The sequence below is a fragment of the Streptacidiphilus sp. EB103A genome (assembly GCF_041261405.1).
Lineage (GTDB): Bacteria > Actinomycetota > Actinomycetes > Streptomycetales > Streptomycetaceae > Streptacidiphilus.
Genome location: NZ_JBGCAQ010000003.1, coordinates 195,546 through 214,967, shown reverse-complemented (window position 1 = coordinate 214,967; position 19,422 = coordinate 195,546). Strand labels below are relative to the sequence as shown.

Sequence of the window (19,422 nt, the reverse complement as noted above, 5' to 3'; positions counted from 1 at the left end):
GTGCTCAGGCGGGTCCTCCCCGTCCTAGGGGACGGAGCAGACCCAGGGCGCGATCGGGTTCCCCAGCCAGCGGCTGTCCGCGGGCACGGACTCGCCGCGCATCACCAGGGACGCGGGTCCCAGGGTGGTGCGTGCGCCGATGGTGGTTCCGGGCAGGACGATACCGTGCGGGCCCAGGGTGGCACCCTCCTGGAGGGTGACGGTGTCCATCCGCATGATCCGGTCGTGGAACAGGTGGGTCTGCAGCACGCAGCCACGGTTGACGCTGACCCCTTCACCGAGGGTGACCAGGTCGGCCTCGGGCAGCCAGTAGCTCTCGCACCAGACGCCGCGGCCGATGCTCGCGCCGAGTCCGCGCAGCCAGAGGTTGAGCACCGGCGTGCCGGGCACCGCGTTCAGCAGCCAGGGCGCGGCGAGGACCTCGGTGAAGGTGTCGGCGAGCTCGTTGCGCCAGACATGGCTGCTCCAGAGCGGGTGCTCGACGGCCGTGAAACGGCCGATGAGCAGCCACTTCGCGGCCAGGGACACCGCGCAGGCGGTCACCCCGGCGGCCAGCAGCACGGCGCCAGAGCAGACGGCGGCGAGCAGCAGCCCGCCCTGTTCGGCGAGCAGCGCCAGGACGCCCAGCACGCAGAAACCGAGCGCCATGGCGGCCATCACCGGGAGAATCCGGAACAGCTCCATGGCGCCGCGCATCAGCTTGAGCCGCCGCGCCGGGGCGTAGGTGAGGCTCTGGTCGCCGGTCTCGGCCCGGCGCGGCAGCTTCATCGGCGGCATGCCGAGGTAGGAGCTGCCTTTCTTGGCCTTCTTGGGGGTGGCCGAGAGCACGCCGACCAGCCCGCGGTCCGGGACGCTGCGTCCGGGTGCGGTCATCCCGGAGTTACCGAGGAAGGCGCGTTCGCCGATCTCGGCCTCGTCGATGCGCAGCCAGCCGCCGCCGAGCTCGTAGGGGGCGATCAGGGTGTCGTCGGCGAGGAAGGCGCCGTCGCCGACGGTGGTCATGCTGGGCAGGGCGAGCACGGTGGATGCCTCGACGCCGCGACCCACCTTCATGCCGAGGGCGCGCAGCCAGGCGGGGGTGAACAGGCTGGCGTAGAGCGGGAAGAGGCTGCCGCGGGCGAGGTCCATCAGCTGGATCACGGTCCAGGCCTGCCAGGCGGTGCGACTGTGCAGCGGGTGGTGCCCGGCGCGCAGCCCGATGCCGAGCAGCCGGACGGCGACCAGGACCAGCAGCGCGTAGGCGGCGAACCCGGCGAGGGTGGCGAGCGGCACGGCGGCCAGGGCCTGGACCAGGACGCTGCCGACCGTCCCGGGGCTGACGAAGGCGGCCAGGACGGCCACCGCGGGCAACGCGGCGAGCAGCGGCAGCAGGCTGAGGCAGGCCCCGCTGAGCCCGTACATCGCGGCCCAGCCCCTGGTGCGGGCCGGACGCTCCTTGGGCCAGGCGTGGTTGGCGCGGCCGGTCTTGGCGGCCGGGGCGCCGGCCCAGCGCTGGCCGGTGGGGACCTGGCCGGTGACCCCGGACCCGGGGGCGATCTCGGCACGCTTTCCGACCCGTGAGCCGGGGAACAGGATGGAGCGGGTGCCGACGACGGCTCCGGCGCCGACCCGGACCGCACCGAGGTGCAGCAGGTCGCCGTCCAGCCACCAGCCGCTGAGGTCGACGTCGGCCTCGACCGCGCAGCCCTTGCCGAGCTTCAGCATCCCGGTGACCGGCGGCAGGGTGTGCAGGTCCACGTCCGGGCCGACCTTGGCGCCGAGCGCGCGGGCGTAGCGGAGCAGCCAGGAGCCGGAGAGGTCGGTGGCGCCGCTCAGCTCGGCGAGGCGCTCCGCGGTCCACAGCCGCAGGTGCACGCTGCCGCCGCGCGGGTGCGTGCCGGGCTGGACGCCGCGCAGCAGCAGCCGGGCGCCGCCGGCCGCGAGGGCAATGCGTCCGACCGGGGACCACAGCACGGCGGCGGCCGGGACCAGGGCCCACCAGGAGGCCCAGGCCGAGGCGCCGAAGCCCCACCAGCCGAGCAGATGGGCCAGCGCGGCGAGCGCCACGGTCCAGCGCAGCCCGACCACGGTCAGCAGCGGGACGGTGAGCAGGGTCTGCACGATGCCGGCCCGGCGCGGGGTCGGCGCGACCTCGCGGACGGCGCCGGTGGCCTGGGCGGAGGTCTCCAGCCTGCGGGCCAGGTCGCGCAGGACCGGGGCCTGGTAGATGTCGCTGACGGCGATGGCCGCGTAGCGGGCGCGGATCAGGGTGACCAGCCGGGCCGCGCCGAGGCTGCTGCCGCCGACGGCGAAGAAGTCGTCCTTGGCGCTGCCCACCGGCACGCCGAGCACCTCGGCCCACTGCTCGGCGAGCCAGGCCTCGGTGCCGTAGAGCTGTTCGGCGGCGCCCTTGGTCTCCAGCTGGGCCAGCGGCCAGGGCAGGGCGTTGCGGTCGACCTTGCCGGAGGTGCGCACCGGCAGGTCCTCGACCAGGGCGAGCAGCGGGACCATGGCGGCGGGCAGCTCGGCCCGCAGCTGCTGGACGGCCGCCTCCTGGTCGAACGCCTCGTCGGTGACCAGGTAGCCGACCAGGAGCTGGTTGCCGCTGCGGGCGGTGCGGACGGCGGCCGCTGCGCCGGTGACCCCGGGCAGCGCCTGGAGTACGGCATCGACCTCGCCGAGCTCGATCCGGCGGCCGCCGAGCTTGATCTGCTCGTCGGCCCGGCCGAGGAAGACCAGCCCCTCGGGCTGGGCCAGTACCAGGTCGCCGCTGCGGTAGGCGCGCTCCCAGCCGACGGACTCCAGCGGGGCGTACTTCTCGGCGTCCTTCGTAGGGTCGAGGTAGCGGGCCAGACCGACGCCGCCGATGACCAGCTGACCGCTCTCGCCCATGCCGACGACCTGGCCCTGCTCGTCGACGACGGCGAGCTCCCAGCCGTCCAGCGGCAGCCCGATCCGGACCGGGGCGTCGCCGCTGAGCGGCGCGGCGCAGGCGACGACGGTGGCCTCGGTGGGGCCGTAGGTGTTCCAGACCTCGCGACCCTCGGTGGCCAGTCGCTCGGCCAGCTCGGGCGGGCAGGCCTCGCCGCCGAAGATCAGCAGCCGGACGTCGCCGAGCGCGTCGGCGGGCCAGAGCGAGGCCAGCGTGGGGACGGTGGAGACCACGGTGATCTCCTGCTCGACCAGCCAGGGGCCGAGGTCCGCACCGCTGCGAACCTGCGAGCGCGGGACGGTGACCAGGCAGGCGCCGTAGCGCCAGGCGAGCCACATCTCCTCGCAGGAGGCGTCGAAGGCGACCGAGAGCCCGGCCATCACCCGGTCGCCCGGGCCGAGCGGCTCCTCCTGCTGGAACAGCGCGGCCTCGGCGTCGACGAAGGCGGCGGCGCTGCGGTGGGTGACGGCCACGCCCTTGGGCTTCCCGGTGGATCCGGAGGTGAAGATGATCCAGGCGTCGTCGCCGAGGCCAGGGCGGCCCGGCGCCGCGGTGGGGGCCGCGGGGGCTGCAGGGGACTCGGGGGCCTTGGGGGCGTGTTCCGTCAGGGTGAGCGCCCAGTCCGCGCCCAGCACCGCGCAGACCTCGGCCTCGCCGAACACCAGCGCGGCGCGCTCGTCGGGGTCCTCGGCGTCCACCGGGACGTAGGCGGCGCCGGCGGCCAGCACGGCGAGGATCGCGACGTAGAGGTCGGCCGTCCCGGAGGGCACCCGCACCCCGACCCGGTCCCCCCGGCCGACCCCGGCGGCGGCGAGGGTGCGCCGCAGCGCATCCACCTCGGCCGCCAGGGCCCGGTAGCTCAGAGCGGTGCGGCCGTCGTCCAGCGCGGGCTCCTCGGGATGCGCGGCGACGGCGGCGTCGAGGATGTCGAGCAGGGTGCGCGGGGCGTGTGCGGGGCGCCCGGGGAACAGCGCGAGCCCGCTCGGGGCTTCGGCATTCTCCAGGTACGGGGCGTACACGGCCGTGGCCATCGGTCCTCATCTCGTCGACAACCCGGTCGATGCTAGTCCGGCGGGCGCGCCGGCGGTATCGAAGTCGGAAGCACATCGGACCGGCAATGGCCTTCCACCGCATGTTTTCTGACGTACTGTCAGTGAATAGGCGCACTGCTGGCCCTGACACTTGACGGACCGTCAGCCAAATCTGACGGACCGTCGGGGAAATCCCGAAGTGAGACCGACGACACATGCCGGAAACCTGCGACCCGCTACTCGGGGTGCATCATTCATAACATAGTGTATCCAACACCACGATTTCCGGCACCCGCTGCCTGCACTCAGGCGTACTGCCAGTGCGGCCGACCGCTCTCCATGGCGCACTTCAGCAGCCTGCCGTTGGCGTCGTCGGTGGTCTTCCCGAGATCGGAGGTGCGGCAGAACTGGCCGGCCTTGTAGCAGTTGCCGGCGGCGGAGACGATCGTGCAGCCGGTGGCGGGCTTGGTGGCGGCTTTCGTCGGCGCCTGGGTGGGGGCCTTGGTCGTCGTCGTGGCCGCCGGCTTGGTCGTCGAGGCGACGGTGGTGGCCCTGTGGGTCGGCGCGGCAGTGGTCCGATGGGGTGACGGCGTGGCGCTGGGGTGCGTCGTGGCCGGCGCCGAGGCGGTGGGAGCCGCGGTCGTCGGCGCCGGGGCGGACGGCGCCACCGACGCGGAGACCGTCGCGGTCGGCTGATGCGCGGCCGAAGCCGCCCCTGCGGTCGGGCCGCAGGCGGCCACCAGGGCGGCGACGGCCAGGGCAGCGAAACCGGCCGTGAGACGGCGGGCGGATCTGGATATGCGGGTGGTCGGCACAGGAGTCCTCCAAGACTCGGACCTTCAGTGCCGTCACACGGTACTCACCTGATCACTGCAGAACACTCACAACTCGCAAATCCCATACGCCAGTTCGTCAATCGTGCGTAGCGGCCACCGCATACCCGGGCACAGATGGCCAACGGACCGTCAGCACCACCGACTCCTCCTCCGCGAACCAGGAGTGGTCGACCCCGTGACCCCACACCACATAGTCACCCTGCTCCGCCAACACCACGCTGCGGCCCGGAAGCTGCACATGGAACCGCCCGCTGACGAGCACCAGCAGCGCGGTCCGCTCCTCACCCCGCACCCACTCGGCCCGCTCGTCACCACGCGGGTGAACCCCCCACTTGATCTCCACGGCCTCACTGTGCCGGGGATCGCTGACGTCCTTGAAGTGCCCGAGCAACCACCCCCGGTCCAACGCCGCATCCTTGCCCGCATTGCCCACATACACGCTGTCGTTCATGGGAGGGGACGCTATCGCGGGGGGTGGGGGAGGCGGGGCGGCACCGCCGGTCAGCGGAAACTGCGGGTGGCTTACATGGCGCCACCGTTGCCGCCCACCCCCGCCCGTGGCTTGTTGCTGCTGCTCGGCTCCGCCTCGCGGCGACAAGAGCGGGGAGGGTGCGGGCTCTCACCGTTGCCGGGGGCGGCAGCTGTGAGTGGCTTACATGGCGCCACCGTTGCCGCCCACCCCCGTCCGTGGCTTGTTGCTGTAGCTCGCTTCGCTCGCGGCGACAAGGCCGGGGAGGGGTGCGGGCGGCCCGCCGCTGCAGGGCGGCGGGGCGGTTGGTGGTGGGGCGTGCAGAAACGCTTCTGCTGTGGGGCTGGCCGGTTTGGGGTCACTCCCCATACATTCGGGTCACTCATCCGACGCCTCCTGCCCGCAATGTCCGGATTGGGCGTCGAGGGAGTGACCCGAACGTATAGGGAGTGACCCGAAAAGCTCGGCCCGAGAGGGAACCGGGGTCACTTTCGGGACAAGGTGTCACTTGATCATGCCGTAATGCCCGATTTGCCCGGTCCTGGCGTACCAAAACTGCCCCGGTGTACCAAAAGTGACCCCGGTTCGCCCGAAGCCCTGCCGCAGAACCGTTTCCGCACGCCCCACCCGCGACCCCCAGCCCGGGAACGGCGCCCGGCCCCGACCCGGCTCCCCCGCTGCAGTTGGCCCGCGAGCGTAGCGAGCAACAGCAACAAGCCACGGGCGTGCCACTCGGCATCGGTGCCGCCATGTAAGCCACCTACAGCCGCCGCGACCTGCGGAAATGCCCCGCCTCCCCGAACCACAGCCCCCACCCCCTACCGCTGCGGCGCACTCCGGATGTCCAGCCTCCGGATCACCCGGTCCACCAGCTCCGGGTCCGCCCCCGGTTCCATCCGGGCCTCCTGCATCTCGACCCGGCCCGCCGCGAGCATCTCCTGCTCCACCTGCTGGAAGAGGCGGACCTGCTGGACGCGCTTCTTCAGTTCCAGCCGCTGGTCCTCGTCGTACATGTCCGGGCGGTTGCGGGCCAGGCGGTCGGTCTGACGCTGCTTCAGGCGGTCGACCAGTTCCTCCGGGAGGTCCTCGGCCTGGGCGAGTTCCTTGAGGCGGCGCAGGCCGGCCTTGGAGACGCGGTACCAGAGCTGGCGTTCGGCGGCGTCCTCGGCGTCCTCGTCGCGGCTCAGATGGAGGCGCTTGACCACCCAGGACAGCGTCATGCCCTGGACCAGCAGGGTGAACAGGACCACACAGAAGGCGATGAAGACGATCTCGTCCCGGCCCGGGAACGACCCGCCGCTGTGCACGGTGAGCGGGATGGCCAGGGCGAGGGCGACCGAGGCCACTCCGCGCATCCCGGACCACCACAGCACCATGGACTCGCGCCAGCTCAGCGGCGCGGCCTCCTCCTGCTCGCCGCGGCGCCGGTCCCACTGCTGGAGGACCCACGCGCCGGGGAGCAGCCAGAGCAGGCGGACCCCGACCACCACCACGATGACCAGCCCGGCGTCCCCGAGCATGCCGGTCCACTGGTGGCCGACCTCCTTGAGGACGCTGGCCAGCTCCAGGCCGATCAGGCCGAAGGCCATGCCGGAGATCAGCAGCTCCACCACGTCCCAGAAGGCGCTGCCGACCAGGCGGTAGCCGACGTCGTCGGCGCCCACCGTGCGGTCGTTGATCCACAGCGAGCAGACCAGGACGGCCAGGACGCCCGAGCCGTGCAGCTGCTCGGCCAGCGAGTAGGCCGCGAAGGGCACCAGCAGGCTGAGCGCGACCTGCAGGGTGGGGTCGTCGAGCATGCTCATGATCTTGCCGCTGAGCCAGCCCAGGCCCACGCCGATGACCACCGCGAGGACGGCCGAGAGCACCAGCAGCCCGACCGCGTTCAGGGTCGAGAAGTGGCCGCTGACCACGGCGTCCACGGCCAGCCCGTACACCACCAGCGCGGTGACGTCGTTGAAGAGTCCCTCGGTCTCCAGGATGCCCATGAGCCGGCGCGGCAGGCCGACGCTGCCGGCCACCGCGGCGGCCGCGATCGGGTCGGGCGGGGAGATGATCGCGCCCAGGGCGACGGCGGCGGCGAGCGGCAGCGCGGGCATGATCCAGTGCGCCGCCCAGGCCACCACCGCGGTGGTGACCAGCACCAGGGCGACCGCCAGCAGCAGGATGACCCGGGAGTTCGCCCGGAAGTAGCGGGTGGTGGAGCGCTGGGCCGCGGCGTAGATCAGCGGCGGGAGCACCAGCGGCAGGATCAGGTCCGGCTCAAGGGTGATGTTGGGGACGAACGGCAGTACCGCCATCACGATGCCGACCAGGGTCATCATCACCGGCTGCGGGAAGCCGATGCGATCCGCGAGCGGAGTGGTGATGACCGAGGCGAGCAGCACGATGAAGAGCAGCATCAGCTGGGTCATCCCGCCGCCCACCCCTCCCGCTCGCCGCCACCGTCTCCGTCTCCGTCTCCGTCTCCGTCTCCGAACAGCTCTTGATCAGCCTGCCAGGGATCGGGTCATCGTGCGGTGGGGGATACCGCCGTCCAGGTACTCGGGGCCTTCCGCGACATAGCCGAGGCGCTCGTAGAAGCCCAGCGCGTGGGTCTGCGCGTGCAGCTCCAGCTCGACGGCGCCGCGGGCGCGGCCCTGCTCCTCGATGGCGCGGACCAGGGCCACGCCGAGGCCGGTGCCGCGGGCGGCGGCGCTGACCGCGAGGCGGCCGAGCAGCACGGCGCCCTCCCGGCCGGTGATCTTCAGGGCCTGTTCGCCGTGGATCAGCCGGCCGGTGCCGAGCGGGGTGCCGTCCGCGCCGAAGGCCAGCAGATGCAGCGAGGTCGCGTCGAGGTCGTCCCACTCCTCGTCCTCGGGGACGTTCTGCTCGACGATGAACACCTCGCGCCTGATGGCGTGGACGGTCTCCAGGTCGGCCGACGAGACGGCGACGCGGATGTCGGCCGAGTCAGGTGTGGCAGGCGAGTCAGGTATGGCAGGCGTGGCAGCCGAGTCAGGCGTGTCAGCTTTCGGCACTGATGATCTCCAGGGCGCGGGCCAGGTCTTCGGGGTACTCGCTGCGGAACTCGACCCACTCCCCGCTGCCGGGGTGCTCGAAGCCCAGCTGGACGGCGTGCAGCCACTGCCGGGTCAGCTTGAGCCGCTTGGCCAGGGTGGGGTCGGCGCCGTAGGTGATGTCGCCGACGCAGGGGTGCCGGAGCGCGGACATGTGCACCCGGATCTGGTGGGTGCGGCCGGTCTCCAGCTTGATGTCCAGCAGCGAGGCGGCCCGGTACGCCTCGATCAGGTCGTAGTGCGTGATCGACGGCTTGCCGTTGGCGACGACGGCCCACTTCCAGTCGCTGCTGGGGTGCCGGTCGATGGGTGCGTCCACGGTGCCGGACATGGGGTCGGGGTGTCCCTGGACCAGGGCGTTGTACTTCTTCTCCACGACCCGGTCGCGGAACTGCCCCTTGAGCAGGGTGTAGGCGCGCTCGGACTTGGCGACCACCATCAGCCCGGAGGTGCCGACGTCCAGACGGTGCACCACGCCCTGGCGCTCGGCGGCGCCGGAGGTGGAGATCCGGTAGCCGGCGCCGGCCAGGCCGCCGATGACGGTGGGGCCGGTCCAGCCGGGGCTGGGGTGGGCGGCGACGCCGACCGGCTTGTCCACGACGACCAGGTCGTCATCGTCGTAGACGATCTTCATATTGTCGATGCGCTCGGCGACGATCTGTACCGGCGCGGGCGGCGCCGGGATCTCGACCTCCATCCAGGCCCCGGCCATCACCCGGTCGGACTTGCCCACCACGGAGCCGTCCAGCGTCACCTTGCCCTCCGCGGCCAGCTCGGCGGCCTTGGTGCGGGAGAACCCGAACATCCGGGCGATGGCGGCGTCGACACGCTCGCCCTCAAGGCCGTCGGGTACGGGCAGGTTTCGGATCTGCGGAACGGTGGTCACCTGAACGAGTATGCCGGACTGCCCGGGACCGGCCCGCCATCAGGCCTTGCTGTCGCCGTCCTCGGAGGCGGCCCGCTCCCCGCCCTCGCCCTCGTGCTCGCGCATCGTGGTCCCGTCCGGGTTGGTGCCGAGGAAGGAGAGCAGCACCACCAGGATGCCGCCGCAGACGATCGCCGAGTCGGCGAGGTTGAAGACGGCGAAGTGCTTGACCGAGATGAAGTCCACGACCGCGCCGCGGAAGGTGGACGGCGAGCGGAAGATACGGTCCGTCAGATTGCCGAAGGCGCCGCCCAGCAGCAGGCCCAGGGCGATGGCCCAGGGCAGGCTGTAGAGCTTGCGGGCGAGCCGGCAGATGACCACCACCACGGTGGTGGCGATGACGGTGAAGACGATGGTCATCGCCGCGCCCATGCCGAAGGCGGCGCCGGGGTTGCGGATGGCCTGGAGCATCACCCAGTCACCGGCGATCCTGATCGGCTCGTGGTACTCCAGCCTGGCGACGACCAGCAGCTTGCTGCCGAGGTCCAGCAGGTACGCGAGCAGGGCGACCGAGAGCAGCACACCGATCCTGCGCCTGCGCCGGAGCGGCCGCTCGGAGGCGAGCGGATCAGTGGACGAGGCAGAGTCGGCGGGGGCGGCAGGGTCGACCGGCACGGCAGAGTCAGCCGCCGGAGCCTTCTGGAAACCTGGGGTACTGATGATGCTCTCCGCTACACCGAGACGGGTGGTCTTACGTCGAGCGTACGGTACGCCCACCGGGTGGCGCGGACTGGTCCGCACCACCCGTCACGGCCGCTACCGGCGCTCCTGCTTGGCCTTGCACTGGACGCAGAGGGTGGCCCGGGGGAAGGCCTGGACCCTGGCCTTGCCGATGGGCTCGCCGCAGGACTCGCAGAGTCCGAAGCCGGTGCCGGTGAGCCGCGCCAGGGCCCGCTCGGTCTGGGCCAGCATGTCGCGGGCGTTGGCGGCCAGCGACAGCTCGTGCTCCCGGGAGATGTTCTTGGTCCCGGCGTCGACCTGGTCGTCGCCGGCGCCGTCGCCGGAGTCCCGCATCAGGCCGCTGACGGCCTCCTCGGAGGCGGCGATCTCCGCGCCGAGCGCGGCGGCCTCGCTCACCAGCTCCTGCCTCAGCTCGGTGACCTCGGCCTCGGTCCAGGACTCCTCGCCCGGCCGCACCGGAAGGGTGCCGGCCGCGGCCGGGGCCTCCACCGGCGTGTCGGCCGCCGTGTCGGGCATGCTTCCGGCCGGGGCGGTCCTGGCCCGGCTGCCGCCCGGCCGGGTCGCGGCCGGCCTGGTCACGGCCTCGGTCTTGCGTCGGACCACGTTTCCCTCCCCCACATCTCCGGGACCCGCCACGGACGTCTCCGCGCGGCGTACCCCCGCAGCCCCGCTCCTTGCCTTGTCCGCCATGCGTATGACCCCTTTGCGAGAGTGCGTTTGCGTCTGCGACCTGTCGTCTGCGAGCTGCTGGGTGGCGCCACGCCGTGGCAAAGCATGGTGCCGGAACGATAATGCGTACTGAATCCATCCACAACGGGACATACCGCAACGGAGCTCACGGGTTGCTGACTCATGTCCGGCTCGACGGATGTGTGCCCAGAACGTGACCTGATAATCGCCTTCTGTCATCGTTACTGGTGCGTCACCGGCGCGCGGGTCGCGCCGGGCGCGGAAAATCTTCTTGTCCGGCCCTATAGACTCGGGGCTGCAAGGCGTGGATGGGGACGAGTACCGCCGAACGCAGCCGAGAGCGACCCGGGGTTGGTGGAAGCCCGGGGGTGTGCGCGACGGGAAGATCACCCCGGAGCCGTCGGAGGAAAGGCACCGCACTGCAGCGCAGTGGCGGTCCGAGTAGAACCGGCAGCAATCCCTAATGAGGGGGCTCGGCGCGTCCGCGTGCCGCAGCCAAGAAGGGTGGTACCGCGGGGCCCGCAGCACTCGGCCTCGTCCCTTCGTCGGAAGCCGCACAGCTCGGACGCGCCCGCCGGAGGCACCACCTGATGAACCGAGGACCCATGCCCCAGCCCCAGTACCGCTCCGTCCCCGCCCAGGTGGACCTGCCCGTGCTCGAGCACGGGATCCTCTCCTTCTGGCAGGACAACAAGATCTTCCAGCGCAGCCTGGAGCAGTCCGAGGGCCGCCCGGAGTGGGTGTTCTACGAGGGCCCGCCCACCGCCAACGGCATGCCCGGCGCGCACCACATCGAGGCCCGGGTCTTCAAGGACGTCTTCCCCCGCTACAAGACCATGAAGGGCCACCATGTCGCCCGCAAGGCCGGCTGGGACTGCCACGGCCTGCCGGTCGAGCTCGCCGTCGAGAAGGAGCTGGGCTTCTCCGGCAAGCCGGACATCGAGGCCTACGGCATCGCCGAGTTCAACGCCAAGTGCCGCGAGTCGGTGACCCGGCACACCGACGCCTTCGCCACCCTCACCAACCGGATGGGCTACTGGGTCGACCTGGACGACGCCTACCGCACCATGGACCCGGACTACATCCAGTCGGTGTGGTGGTCCCTGAAGCAGATCTTCGACAAGGGCCTGCTGACCCAGGACTTCCGGGTCGCCCCGTGGTGCCCGCGCTGCGGCACCGGTCTGTCCGACCACGAGCTGGCGCAGGGCTACGAGACCGTCGTCGACCCCTCGGTCTACGTCCGCTTCCCGCTCACCTCCGGGCCGCTGGCCGGGGAGGCCAGTCTGCTGGTGTGGACGACCACCCCGTGGACCCTGGTCTCCAACGTCGCCGTCGCCGCGCACCCCGCCGTCGCCTACGTGGTGGCGACGGACGGCAACGAGAGGGTAGTCGTCGCCGAGCCGCTGCTGGAGAAGTCCCTCGGCGAGGGCTGGACCGCCACCGGCGAGCGCTTCACCGGCGCCGAGATGGAGCGCTGGAGCTACCGGCGGCCGTTCGAGCTGGTCCCCATCGAGGGTGCGCACTTCGTCGTCAACGCCGAGTACGTCACCACCGAGGACGGCTCCGGCCTGGTCCACCAGGCGCCCGCCTTCGGCGCCGACGACCTCGCCACCTGCCGCGCCTACGGCCTGCCGATGGTCAACCCGGTGCTGCCGGACGGCACCTTCGAGCCGGACGTGCCGCTGGTCGGCGGGCAGTTCTTCAAGAAGGCCGACGAGGCCCTGGTCGCCGACCTGGACGCGCGCGGCCTGCTGTTCCGTCATGTCCCGTACGAGCACAGCTACCCGCACTGCTGGCGCTGCCACACCGCGCTGCTCTACTACGCGCAGCCGTCCTGGTACGTCCGCACCACCGAGGTCAAGCAGCGGCTGCTGGAGGAGAACGAGAAGACCAACTGGTACCCGGAGACGGTCAAGTACGGCCGCTTCGGCGACTGGCTGAACAACAACATCGACTGGGCGCTCTCCCGCAACCGCTACTGGGGCACCCCGCTGCCGATCTGGCGCTGTGAGGAGGGCCACCTGAGTTGCGTGGGCTCGCTGGCCGAGCTCAGCGACCTCACCGGCCGGGACCTGTCCGAGCTGGACCCGCACCGCCCCTTCATCGACGAGGTCGTCTTCCGCTGCACCGAGAGCGGCTGCGCGCTGGACGCGGTCCGGGTGCCCGAGGTCATCGACGCCTGGTACGACTCGGGCTCCATGCCCTTCGCCCAGTACGGCTACCCGCTGAAGAACGCCGAGCTGTTCGAGAAGCGCTACCCGGCCCAGTTCATCTCCGAGGCGATCGACCAGACCCGTGGCTGGTTCTACACGCTGATGGCGGTCGGAACGCTGGTGTTCGACAAGTCCTCGTACGAGAACGTGGTCTGCCTGGGCCACATCCTCGCCGAGGACGGCCGCAAGATGTCCAAGCACCTCGGCAACATCCTGGAGCCCATCTCGCTGATGGACCAGCACGGCGCTGACGCGGTGCGCTGGTTCATGGCGGCCGGCGGCTCGCCCTGGTCCGCGCGCCGGGTCGGGCACACCACCATCCAGGAGGTGGTCCGCAAGACCCTGCTGACCTACTGGAACACGGTCGCCTTCCAGGCCCTCTACGCCCGCACGGCCGGGTGGGCGCCGTCCGCGGCCGACCCCGCTCCGGCGGACCGTCCGCTGCTGGACAAGTGGGTGCTGTCCGAGCTGAACACCCTGGTCAAGGAGGTGGACGCGGCGCTGGACGGCTTCGACACCCAGCGGGCCGGCAAGCTGCTGTCCGCGTTCGTCGACGACCTCTCCAACTGGTACGTCCGGCGCGGACGGCGACGCTTCTGGCAGGGCGAGCCGGCCGCGCTGGCGACCCTGCACGAGGCGCTGGAGACGGTGACCCGGCTGATGGCGCCGCTGACGCCGTTCATCACCGAGCGGGTCTGGCAGGACCTGGTCGTCGCCGTGGACCCGGCCGCGCCCGTCTCGGTGCACCTCGCGGACTTCCCGGTCGCGGACGAGTCGCTGATCGACACCGATCTGTCGCGCCACATGGCGCTGGTGCGGCGGCTGGTGGAGCTGGGGCGGGCCACCCGCGCCGACTCCGGGGTGAAGACCCGTCAGCCGCTGTCGCGCGCGCTGGTCGCGGCGCAGGGGTATGAGGAACTCCCGTCGGAGCTGGTGGCGCAGGTCGCCGAGGAGCTGAATGTGGCGGGCCTGGAGTCGCTGTCGGCGGTGGGCGGGTCGCTGGTGGACACCACGGCCAAGGCCAACTTCCGCGCCCTGGGCAAGCGGTTCGGCAAGGGCGTGCAGGAGGTCGCCAAGGCGGTCGCCGCGGCGGACGCGGCCGTGCTCTCCGCATCGCTGCGGGCAGACGGGGTCGCCTCGGTGGAACTCGGCGGCGAGACGGTCGAGCTGACGCCCGAGGAGGTCATCATCACGGAGACCCCGCGGGAGGGATGGGCCGTCGCCAACGAGGCGGGCGCGACGGTCGCCCTCGACCTGCACATCACCCCGGAGCTGCGGCTGGCCGGCATCGCCCGGGACGCCATCCGTCAGGTTCAGGAGGCCCGGAAGAACAGCGGCCTGGACGTGGCGGACCGTATCGTCCTTCGCTGGACCGCGACCGACGAGGCGACCGTGGAAGCCCTGACAGCCCACGCCGGCCTGATCGCCGACGAGGTCCTCGCCACCGACTTCGCCTCCGGCGAAGCCGACTGGCCCGAGGCGACGCCGTTCACCGACGAGTCCCTGGCTCTGACCTTCTGGCTCCGCAAGGCCTGACCCGGCGTCAACACCGGTCGGCGTGGGTGCAGGCGCAACCGAGTACGCCTGCACCCACGTGTCTATCCTTGTCAGTTGTTCCTCACATCGAGCGGTCCAGCTGATCAAGGAAGGCCGAAGGCCACCATGGAAGGCACGTCCACGTTCCACCTCCCCTCCACCGACCACGTCCGCTACACGAACGGAGTGCTCTCGCTGGACGGCCTGGCCCTCGACGACGTCGTGGCGGAGGTGGGCAGTCCCGCCTATGTGTACTCGCTGGATGTCATGGCCGCCGCGATGGAACGCGCCCGCGTCGCGTTCGCCCCGCTCGGCGGCGAGGTCTCCTACTCGGTGAAGGCCAACTCCAACCTGGCCGTGCTGGCCCGGATGGTCCGGATGGGGGCCGGATTCGACGTGGTCAGCGGCGGCGAGCTCAGCCGGGTGCTGGCCGTCGGCGGCGACCCCGCCCGGACCACTTTCGCCGGGGTCGGCAAGACCGACGAGGAACTCGCCCTCGCCGTACGGCACGACGTCCTGGTCAACATCGAGTCGAGCGACGAGTGCGAGGCCCTGAACCGGGTGGCCGCGGCGCTCGGCCGCACGGTCCGCTGCGGGATCCGGATCAACCCCGGCGTGACCGTGGACACTCTCGCGCCGATGCAGACCGGCAGCGCCAAGGCCAAGTTCGGCGTGCCCGCCACCGAAGCGCGGGCGCTGGTCGACGCCTGGCTCGCCGGGCGCTACCCGCGGCTGACGCCGGTCGGCGTCCATATGCACGTCGGCTCGCAGGTGCCCGAGCCCAGCGGCGTGGTCAGGGGCTGCGAGGTGCTGCTGGACGTCCTGGAGTACGCACAGCAGCGGGGACTGGAGGAGTTCCGCAGGTTCGACATCGGCGGCGGCTTCCCCATCGACTACGGCGGCCCCGCCGTGCCGACGGTCGAGGACTTCGCCGCCGCGCTCACCCCGCTCCTCGGCGGCCGAAGTGAGCTGGACGTGTACCTGGAGCCCGGTCGCTCCATCGCCGGACCGGCCGGAGTGCTCGTCGCCAAGGTCCTCTACCGCAAGCACCGGCCGGGGCAGCGGATGCTGGTCCTGGACACCGGGATGCACCACCTGATCCGCCCGGCGCTCTACCGCACCGACGTGCACCGCATCCTGCCGGTGGTCCACGGGCCCTCGGCCGGACCCACCGTGGTCGTCGGCCCGGTCTGCGAGTCGACCGACACCTTCTCGGAGCACGCGGAACTCCCCGACCTGGTGCCCGGCGACCTGGTCGCCTTCATGGACGCCGGCGCCTACGGCATGGTGATGGCCTCCCACTACAACACCAACCGCAACCCACCGGAAGTCGTCGTCGAGAACGGCGTCGCCCGGGTCTCGCGTCCGCGCGAGGAGTGGTCCTCGCTGTATGCGAGCGAGGTCTGGAGCCAGGGGGTGTCCTAGAGGGTCGGGGGTGTCCTAGAGGGTCGGGGGTGTCCTAGAGGGTCGGGGACTCCGAGTCCACTCGCGGGCTCCAGGCGAAGGCGAACATCGACTCGGGCAGGATCAGCCCGGTGCAGCGGATCTCGTCGCGCAGCACCTCGAGCTCGGTCAGGTCCGAGTCCCTCGCCGGGGTCGCGATGGGGAGCAGCCGGTACTCCTGGAAGCCACGGGCGTTGAAGGTGAAGTCATAGGTTCGCGCCGAGGCCCGCCAGACGTAGCTGTCCCTGCGGTGGCAGAGCTGCCGGTGGCTGTAGACGACGCTCACCTGCTGCCCCGGCTGGACATACGCGTCACAGGTGATGTCGAAGTCGAGCCAGACCGTCCCGTTGGCCGCCTCGCTCAGCCGGGTGCGCGGCACGAACGGGCGGATCTCGGCTTCGTCCCCCTGGCCGAGCTTCACCCAGACCTTGGGCTGCAGCACATGGCGCACCCAGGCCTCGCGCGCCTCCGAGCTGTGCAGTTCCCCGGCCTGGAAGCGCCGGGTCAGCTCGGTGGTCCTGGGTATCGGGATGATCTGGGTGTGGATCACACCGTCGCCGTTGATCAGCTCCGGCCGACGGGAAAGGTTGCCGCTGGTGGTGTAGGCGAACTCGGCGCGCACCCGCAGCACGCTGTCCGGGACGAGCACCTCGCCGTCCGGGAAGAGCTCGGTGATCTGCTCCTGCAGCAGGGTGAGCTTGGCGGCGTAGCGGATCCGGGCCGGCGCGGCCAGAGTCACCGTCAGCCACTCGACCGCCCGGTCGACGCCGTCGTCGCCCCGGAAGCGGGCGTGCAGCGCCCGTCGGACATGGGCGATCTGCTCCTCGCCGCTCAACGTCCGCAGGAAGTCCTCGCTGCTGAGGATCGCCTCGACGACCTCGCCGGTCGCGTAGCTGCGCATGTTCACATAGTCGATGATCAGCGCGATGGCGCCGGTCTGCACCAGCGTCCCGCCGATCAGGGCCACCCACTGCTGGAGCTTGGGGCCCTGCGAGACGGACGTCGTGACGACGAACAGCCAGCTTCCCGCGACCAGCAGCAACAGGCTGACCAGTACCGCCTTCTGGAGCACTAAGCCCTGCAAAGAACCGGACCGACCGGCCACCGGCGCCTCCCCCGTCAGATGCAGACCAGTGTGATCGCTCGGCTCGGGCGTGACAAGAAGCCGCCCCCTGACGCGCAGAAGCCCGCTGCCCTCTGCCGGAACGTTCCGGCGGAGGGCAGCGGGCTTGTGCGGTCGGGCGGTGAGGGCCTGTCAGCCCTCGTCGTCCTGGTCGATCAGGAAGCCGCGCATCGGCTGCGGGGCTTGCTGCAGCGGGGGCTGCGGGCGGACCGCGGCCATCGGCTGCGTCATCGCGGGAGCCATCTGCTGCTGGCCGCCGGCGCTCTGGTGCTGGGCGCCCGGGTTGAAGCTGTTCCCGCCGAAGCTGGGCTGCTGCTGGCCGCCGCCGAAGCTCTGCTGACCACCGAAGCTCTGCTGACCGCCGAAGGTCTGCCCGCCCATCGGCGACGCGCCGACCGGGCTCATCGACGGCTGCGACATCGACGGCTGGGACATGGAGGACGGCGGCAGCGACGCGGTGGCCGGCTGGCGCGGAGGCGCCAGCGAGTCGTCCGCCTGCGACTCCAGCTGACGGAGCTGGGTCTCCAGGTAGGACTTCAGCCGGGTGCGGTACTCGCGCTCGAAGGCACGCAGGTCCTCGACCTTGCGCTCCAGCGTGGCGCGGGCGGACTCCAGGGAGCCCATCGCGACGCGGTGCTTCTCCTGTGCGTCCCGCTCCAGGGCGTCGGCCTTGGCACGGGCGTCGCGCTCCAGACCCTCGGCGCGGCTGCGGGCCTCACCGACGATCTTGTTGGCCTCGGACCGCGCCTCGGCGATGGCCTGGTCCGCGGTCTGCTGGGCGAGCGCCAGCACGCGGGCCGCGCTGTCGTTGTTCTGGCCCTGCTGCTGCGGGAAGTGCGGCTGCTGCATCTGCTGCAGGCCACCCATCTGCTGCTGCTGCATCTGGCCCTGCGGCTGCATCATCTGGCCGGGCTGCTGCATCTGCTGGCCGAAGCCCTGCTGGCCGCCCATGGTGCCGCCCTGAAGCTGGGGCGGGCCCTGGAGCTGCGGGGCGCCGCTGGGCAGCTGCGGCGGGCCGGGCTGGCCCATCTGCTGCTGCATCTGGCCCTGCATCTGGCCCTGCTGCTGCATCTGGCCGGGCTGCTGCATCTGCGGCGGCATGCCCTGCTGCGGCACGGGCGGACCAGATATGGCGGCCGGCACCGGGGGGCCGGGGCGCTGGTGCTGGTCCTGCTCCTTGCGCATGTTCTGCTGGTTCTGCGCGGCCGCGCGAGTCGCGGCGGCCAGTTTGGCGCGCAGGTCCTCGTTCTCGCGGAGCAGTCGGGTCAGCTCTCCTTCGACCTCGTCGAGGAAGGCATCGACCTCGTCCTCGTCATAGCCTTCGCGGAGGCGGACGGTCGTGAACTGCTTGTTCCGCACGTCCTCGGGGGTCAATGGCATCTCTTCACCTCAACGTGATCGTCGGACAATCGGCGGCCTGCGGGGTTCACATGGCCCCCTGCACGACGGAGATCAGGATCGAAACAATGATGATCAGTACGAGGAAGGACAGGTCGAGCGCCACGCCCCCGAACCGCAGCGGCGGGATGAACCGCCTCAGCAGTTTGAGTGGTGGATCGGTGACGGTGTAGATGCACTCCAGCACAACAATCATCCCGCGGCCGGGCCGCCATTCGCGGGCTAGTTGTTGCACCCAGTCCATCACCAGCCGGGCCAACAGGATGACGAAGAAAACCATCAGCACGATGTACAGCACCTGCCATACAACGTTCACCGCTCGTCCCCTCGAACTCGTCCTGCTGCCTGCCCGCCGGGAGCGGAAGCCCCGCTACCCGGCGTCACGTGATCCGCACGTATCGTCCTGCTCTGGTCAGCTCTGGTTGAAGAACCCACCCTCGGCGATCCTGGCCTTGTCCTCCGCCGTTACATCGACGTTAGCAGGAGACAGAAGGAACACCTTCTGAGTCACGCGTTCGATGCTGCCGTGGAGACCGAAGACCAGTCCAGCCGCGAAGTCTACGAGGCGCTTGGCATCCGTGTCGTCCATCTCCGTGAGATTCATGATCACCGGGGTGCTCTCACGGAAGTGTTCCCCGATGGTACGGGCCTCGTTGTAGGTTCGGGGATGAAGTGTCGTGATCCGGTAGGGCTCCCGCTCGGAGGCGGCCTTGGGCATGATCACCGGGGCACTCTTCTCCACGTGACGACGTTCAGGTGTGATGGACGACACTGGCGCCATCCTTGGCTCCGACCGCATCGGGGCGACGACCGCCGCGGCCGCCGGCTGCGCTACCGGCGCGGGGGCGGGGCGGGGTACCTCCTCGGTGCGGGCGGCGTTGCGAATCGGTTCGGGCTCGGGGCCGTAGTCCTCGTCGTCCGGGTCGTAACCCTGAACGTCGTAGCGTTCGTCCTCCACGAGGCCGAGGTATTCCGCCATCCTGCGCAGTGCGCTGGCCATACTCCTGTCCTCCGCTCTGTGGTGGATCGGGTCCGTCACCGGCCGCCCCGCTCGCGCGAGGTGGTTCTACGATCCACGGTCTGACCCCGCGATGCAGGGGAGATTCC

Annotated in this window: 14 protein-coding genes; 2 read left to right on the top strand and 12 right to left on the bottom strand. The window is 71.0% G+C overall.

The genetic code is table 11. The features are described from left to right. Positions 1-24: 24 nt before the first annotated feature. From ABH941_RS06165 to ABH941_RS06130, 8 genes are all read right to left on the bottom strand, one after another. Positions 25-3,942: a Pls/PosA family non-ribosomal peptide synthetase gene (locus ABH941_RS06165; protein ID WP_370127552.1), complete on the bottom strand. Its 3,918-nt coding sequence runs from the start codon at positions 3,940-3,942 to the stop codon at positions 25-27. Between the two features lie 305 nt (positions 3,943-4,247). Next, a complete protein-coding gene (locus ABH941_RS06160) occupies positions 4,248-4,757 on the bottom strand; it encodes a hypothetical protein (protein WP_370127551.1) in 510 nt (169 codons plus the stop codon). Between the two features lie 97 nt (positions 4,758-4,854). Beyond that, positions 4,855-5,229 carry a signal peptidase I gene (locus tag ABH941_RS06155; RefSeq protein ID WP_370127550.1) on the bottom strand — a complete coding sequence of 125 codons (375 nt, stop codon included), beginning with the start codon at positions 5,227-5,229 and terminating at the stop codon, positions 4,855-4,857. A gap of 836 nt (positions 5,230-6,065) precedes the next feature. Next, complete coding sequence (locus ABH941_RS06150) at positions 6,066-7,661, bottom strand: Na+/H+ antiporter (protein ID WP_370127549.1); 1,596 nt, start codon at positions 7,659-7,661, stop codon at positions 6,066-6,068. A gap of 75 nt (positions 7,662-7,736) precedes the next feature. Then, on the bottom strand, positions 7,737-8,225 hold the full coding sequence (locus tag ABH941_RS06145) for a GNAT family N-acetyltransferase (RefSeq protein WP_370127754.1): 489 nt from the start codon (positions 8,223-8,225) through the stop codon (positions 7,737-7,739). A gap of 28 nt (positions 8,226-8,253) precedes the next feature. Continuing rightward, entirely contained in the window at positions 8,254-9,192 is a 939-nt protein-coding gene (locus tag ABH941_RS06140; protein ID WP_134010388.1) for an RluA family pseudouridine synthase, read from the bottom strand. Positions 9,193-9,231: 39 nt separating this feature from the next. Further along, positions 9,232-9,846, bottom strand: a complete 615-nt coding sequence (lspA, locus tag ABH941_RS06135; RefSeq protein ID WP_370127548.1) for a signal peptidase II — start codon at positions 9,844-9,846, stop codon at positions 9,232-9,234. A 141-nt stretch (positions 9,847-9,987) separates the two neighbouring features. Then, positions 9,988-10,515 carry a TraR/DksA family transcriptional regulator gene (locus tag ABH941_RS06130; RefSeq protein ID WP_370127547.1) on the bottom strand — a complete coding sequence of 176 codons (528 nt, stop codon included), beginning with the start codon at positions 10,513-10,515 and terminating at the stop codon, positions 9,988-9,990. Positions 10,516-11,207: 692 nt separating this feature from the next. On the opposite strand from ABH941_RS06130, the gene ileS reads away from it, so the two are divergent. Then, positions 11,208-14,351 carry an isoleucine--tRNA ligase gene (gene ileS / locus ABH941_RS06125; protein ID WP_370127546.1) on the top strand — a complete coding sequence of 1,048 codons (3,144 nt, stop codon included), beginning with the start codon at positions 11,208-11,210 and terminating at the stop codon, positions 14,349-14,351. A 126-nt stretch (positions 14,352-14,477) separates the two neighbouring features. Beyond that, positions 14,478-15,776, top strand: a complete 1,299-nt coding sequence (gene lysA, locus ABH941_RS06120) for a diaminopimelate decarboxylase (RefSeq protein WP_370127545.1) — start codon at positions 14,478-14,480, stop codon at positions 15,774-15,776. Positions 15,777-15,810: 34 nt separating this feature from the next. Here the strand turns inward: lysA and ABH941_RS06115 are convergent, their stop codons facing one another. From ABH941_RS06115 to ABH941_RS06100, 4 genes are all read right to left on the bottom strand, one after another. Next, positions 15,811-16,866, bottom strand: coding sequence for a hypothetical protein (locus tag ABH941_RS06115; protein WP_370127544.1), 1,056 nt, complete (start codon positions 16,864-16,866; stop codon positions 15,811-15,813). Between the two features lie 183 nt (positions 16,867-17,049). Further along, a complete protein-coding gene (locus ABH941_RS06110; protein ID WP_370127543.1) occupies positions 17,050-18,297 on the bottom strand; it encodes a DivIVA domain-containing protein in 1,248 nt (415 codons plus the stop codon). A gap of 46 nt (positions 18,298-18,343) precedes the next feature. Next, positions 18,344-18,631, bottom strand: coding sequence for a YggT family protein (locus tag ABH941_RS06105; RefSeq protein ID WP_134010380.1), 288 nt, complete (start codon positions 18,629-18,631; stop codon positions 18,344-18,346). A gap of 96 nt (positions 18,632-18,727) precedes the next feature. Continuing rightward, on the bottom strand, positions 18,728-19,315 hold the full coding sequence (locus ABH941_RS06100) for a cell division protein SepF (RefSeq protein WP_134010378.1): 588 nt from the start codon (positions 19,313-19,315) through the stop codon (positions 18,728-18,730). Positions 19,316-19,422: the final 107 nt, after the last annotated feature.

Excerpts from the sequence above, each read along its gene's own strand:
- ABH941_RS06100 (WP_134010378.1), bottom strand. The coding sequence starts at position 19,315 with ATGGCCAGCGCACTGCGCAGGATGGCGGAATACCTCGGCCTCGTGGAG.
- ABH941_RS06110 (WP_370127543.1), bottom strand. The coding sequence starts at position 18,297 with ATGCCATTGACCCCCGAGGACGTGCGGAACAAGCAGTTCACGACCGTC.
- lysA (WP_370127545.1), top strand. The coding sequence starts at position 14,478 with ATGGAAGGCACGTCCACGTTCCACCTCCCCTCCACCGACCACGTCCGC.
- ABH941_RS06150 (WP_370127549.1), bottom strand. The coding sequence starts at position 7,661 with ATGACCCAGCTGATGCTGCTCTTCATCGTGCTGCTCGCCTCGGTCATC.
- ileS (WP_370127546.1), top strand. The coding sequence starts at position 11,208 with ATGCCCCAGCCCCAGTACCGCTCCGTCCCCGCCCAGGTGGACCTGCCC.
- ABH941_RS06165 (WP_370127552.1), bottom strand. The coding sequence starts at position 3,942 with ATGGCCACGGCCGTGTACGCCCCGTACCTGGAGAATGCCGAAGCCCCG.
- ABH941_RS06155 (WP_370127550.1), bottom strand. The coding sequence starts at position 5,229 with ATGAACGACAGCGTGTATGTGGGCAATGCGGGCAAGGATGCGGCGTTG.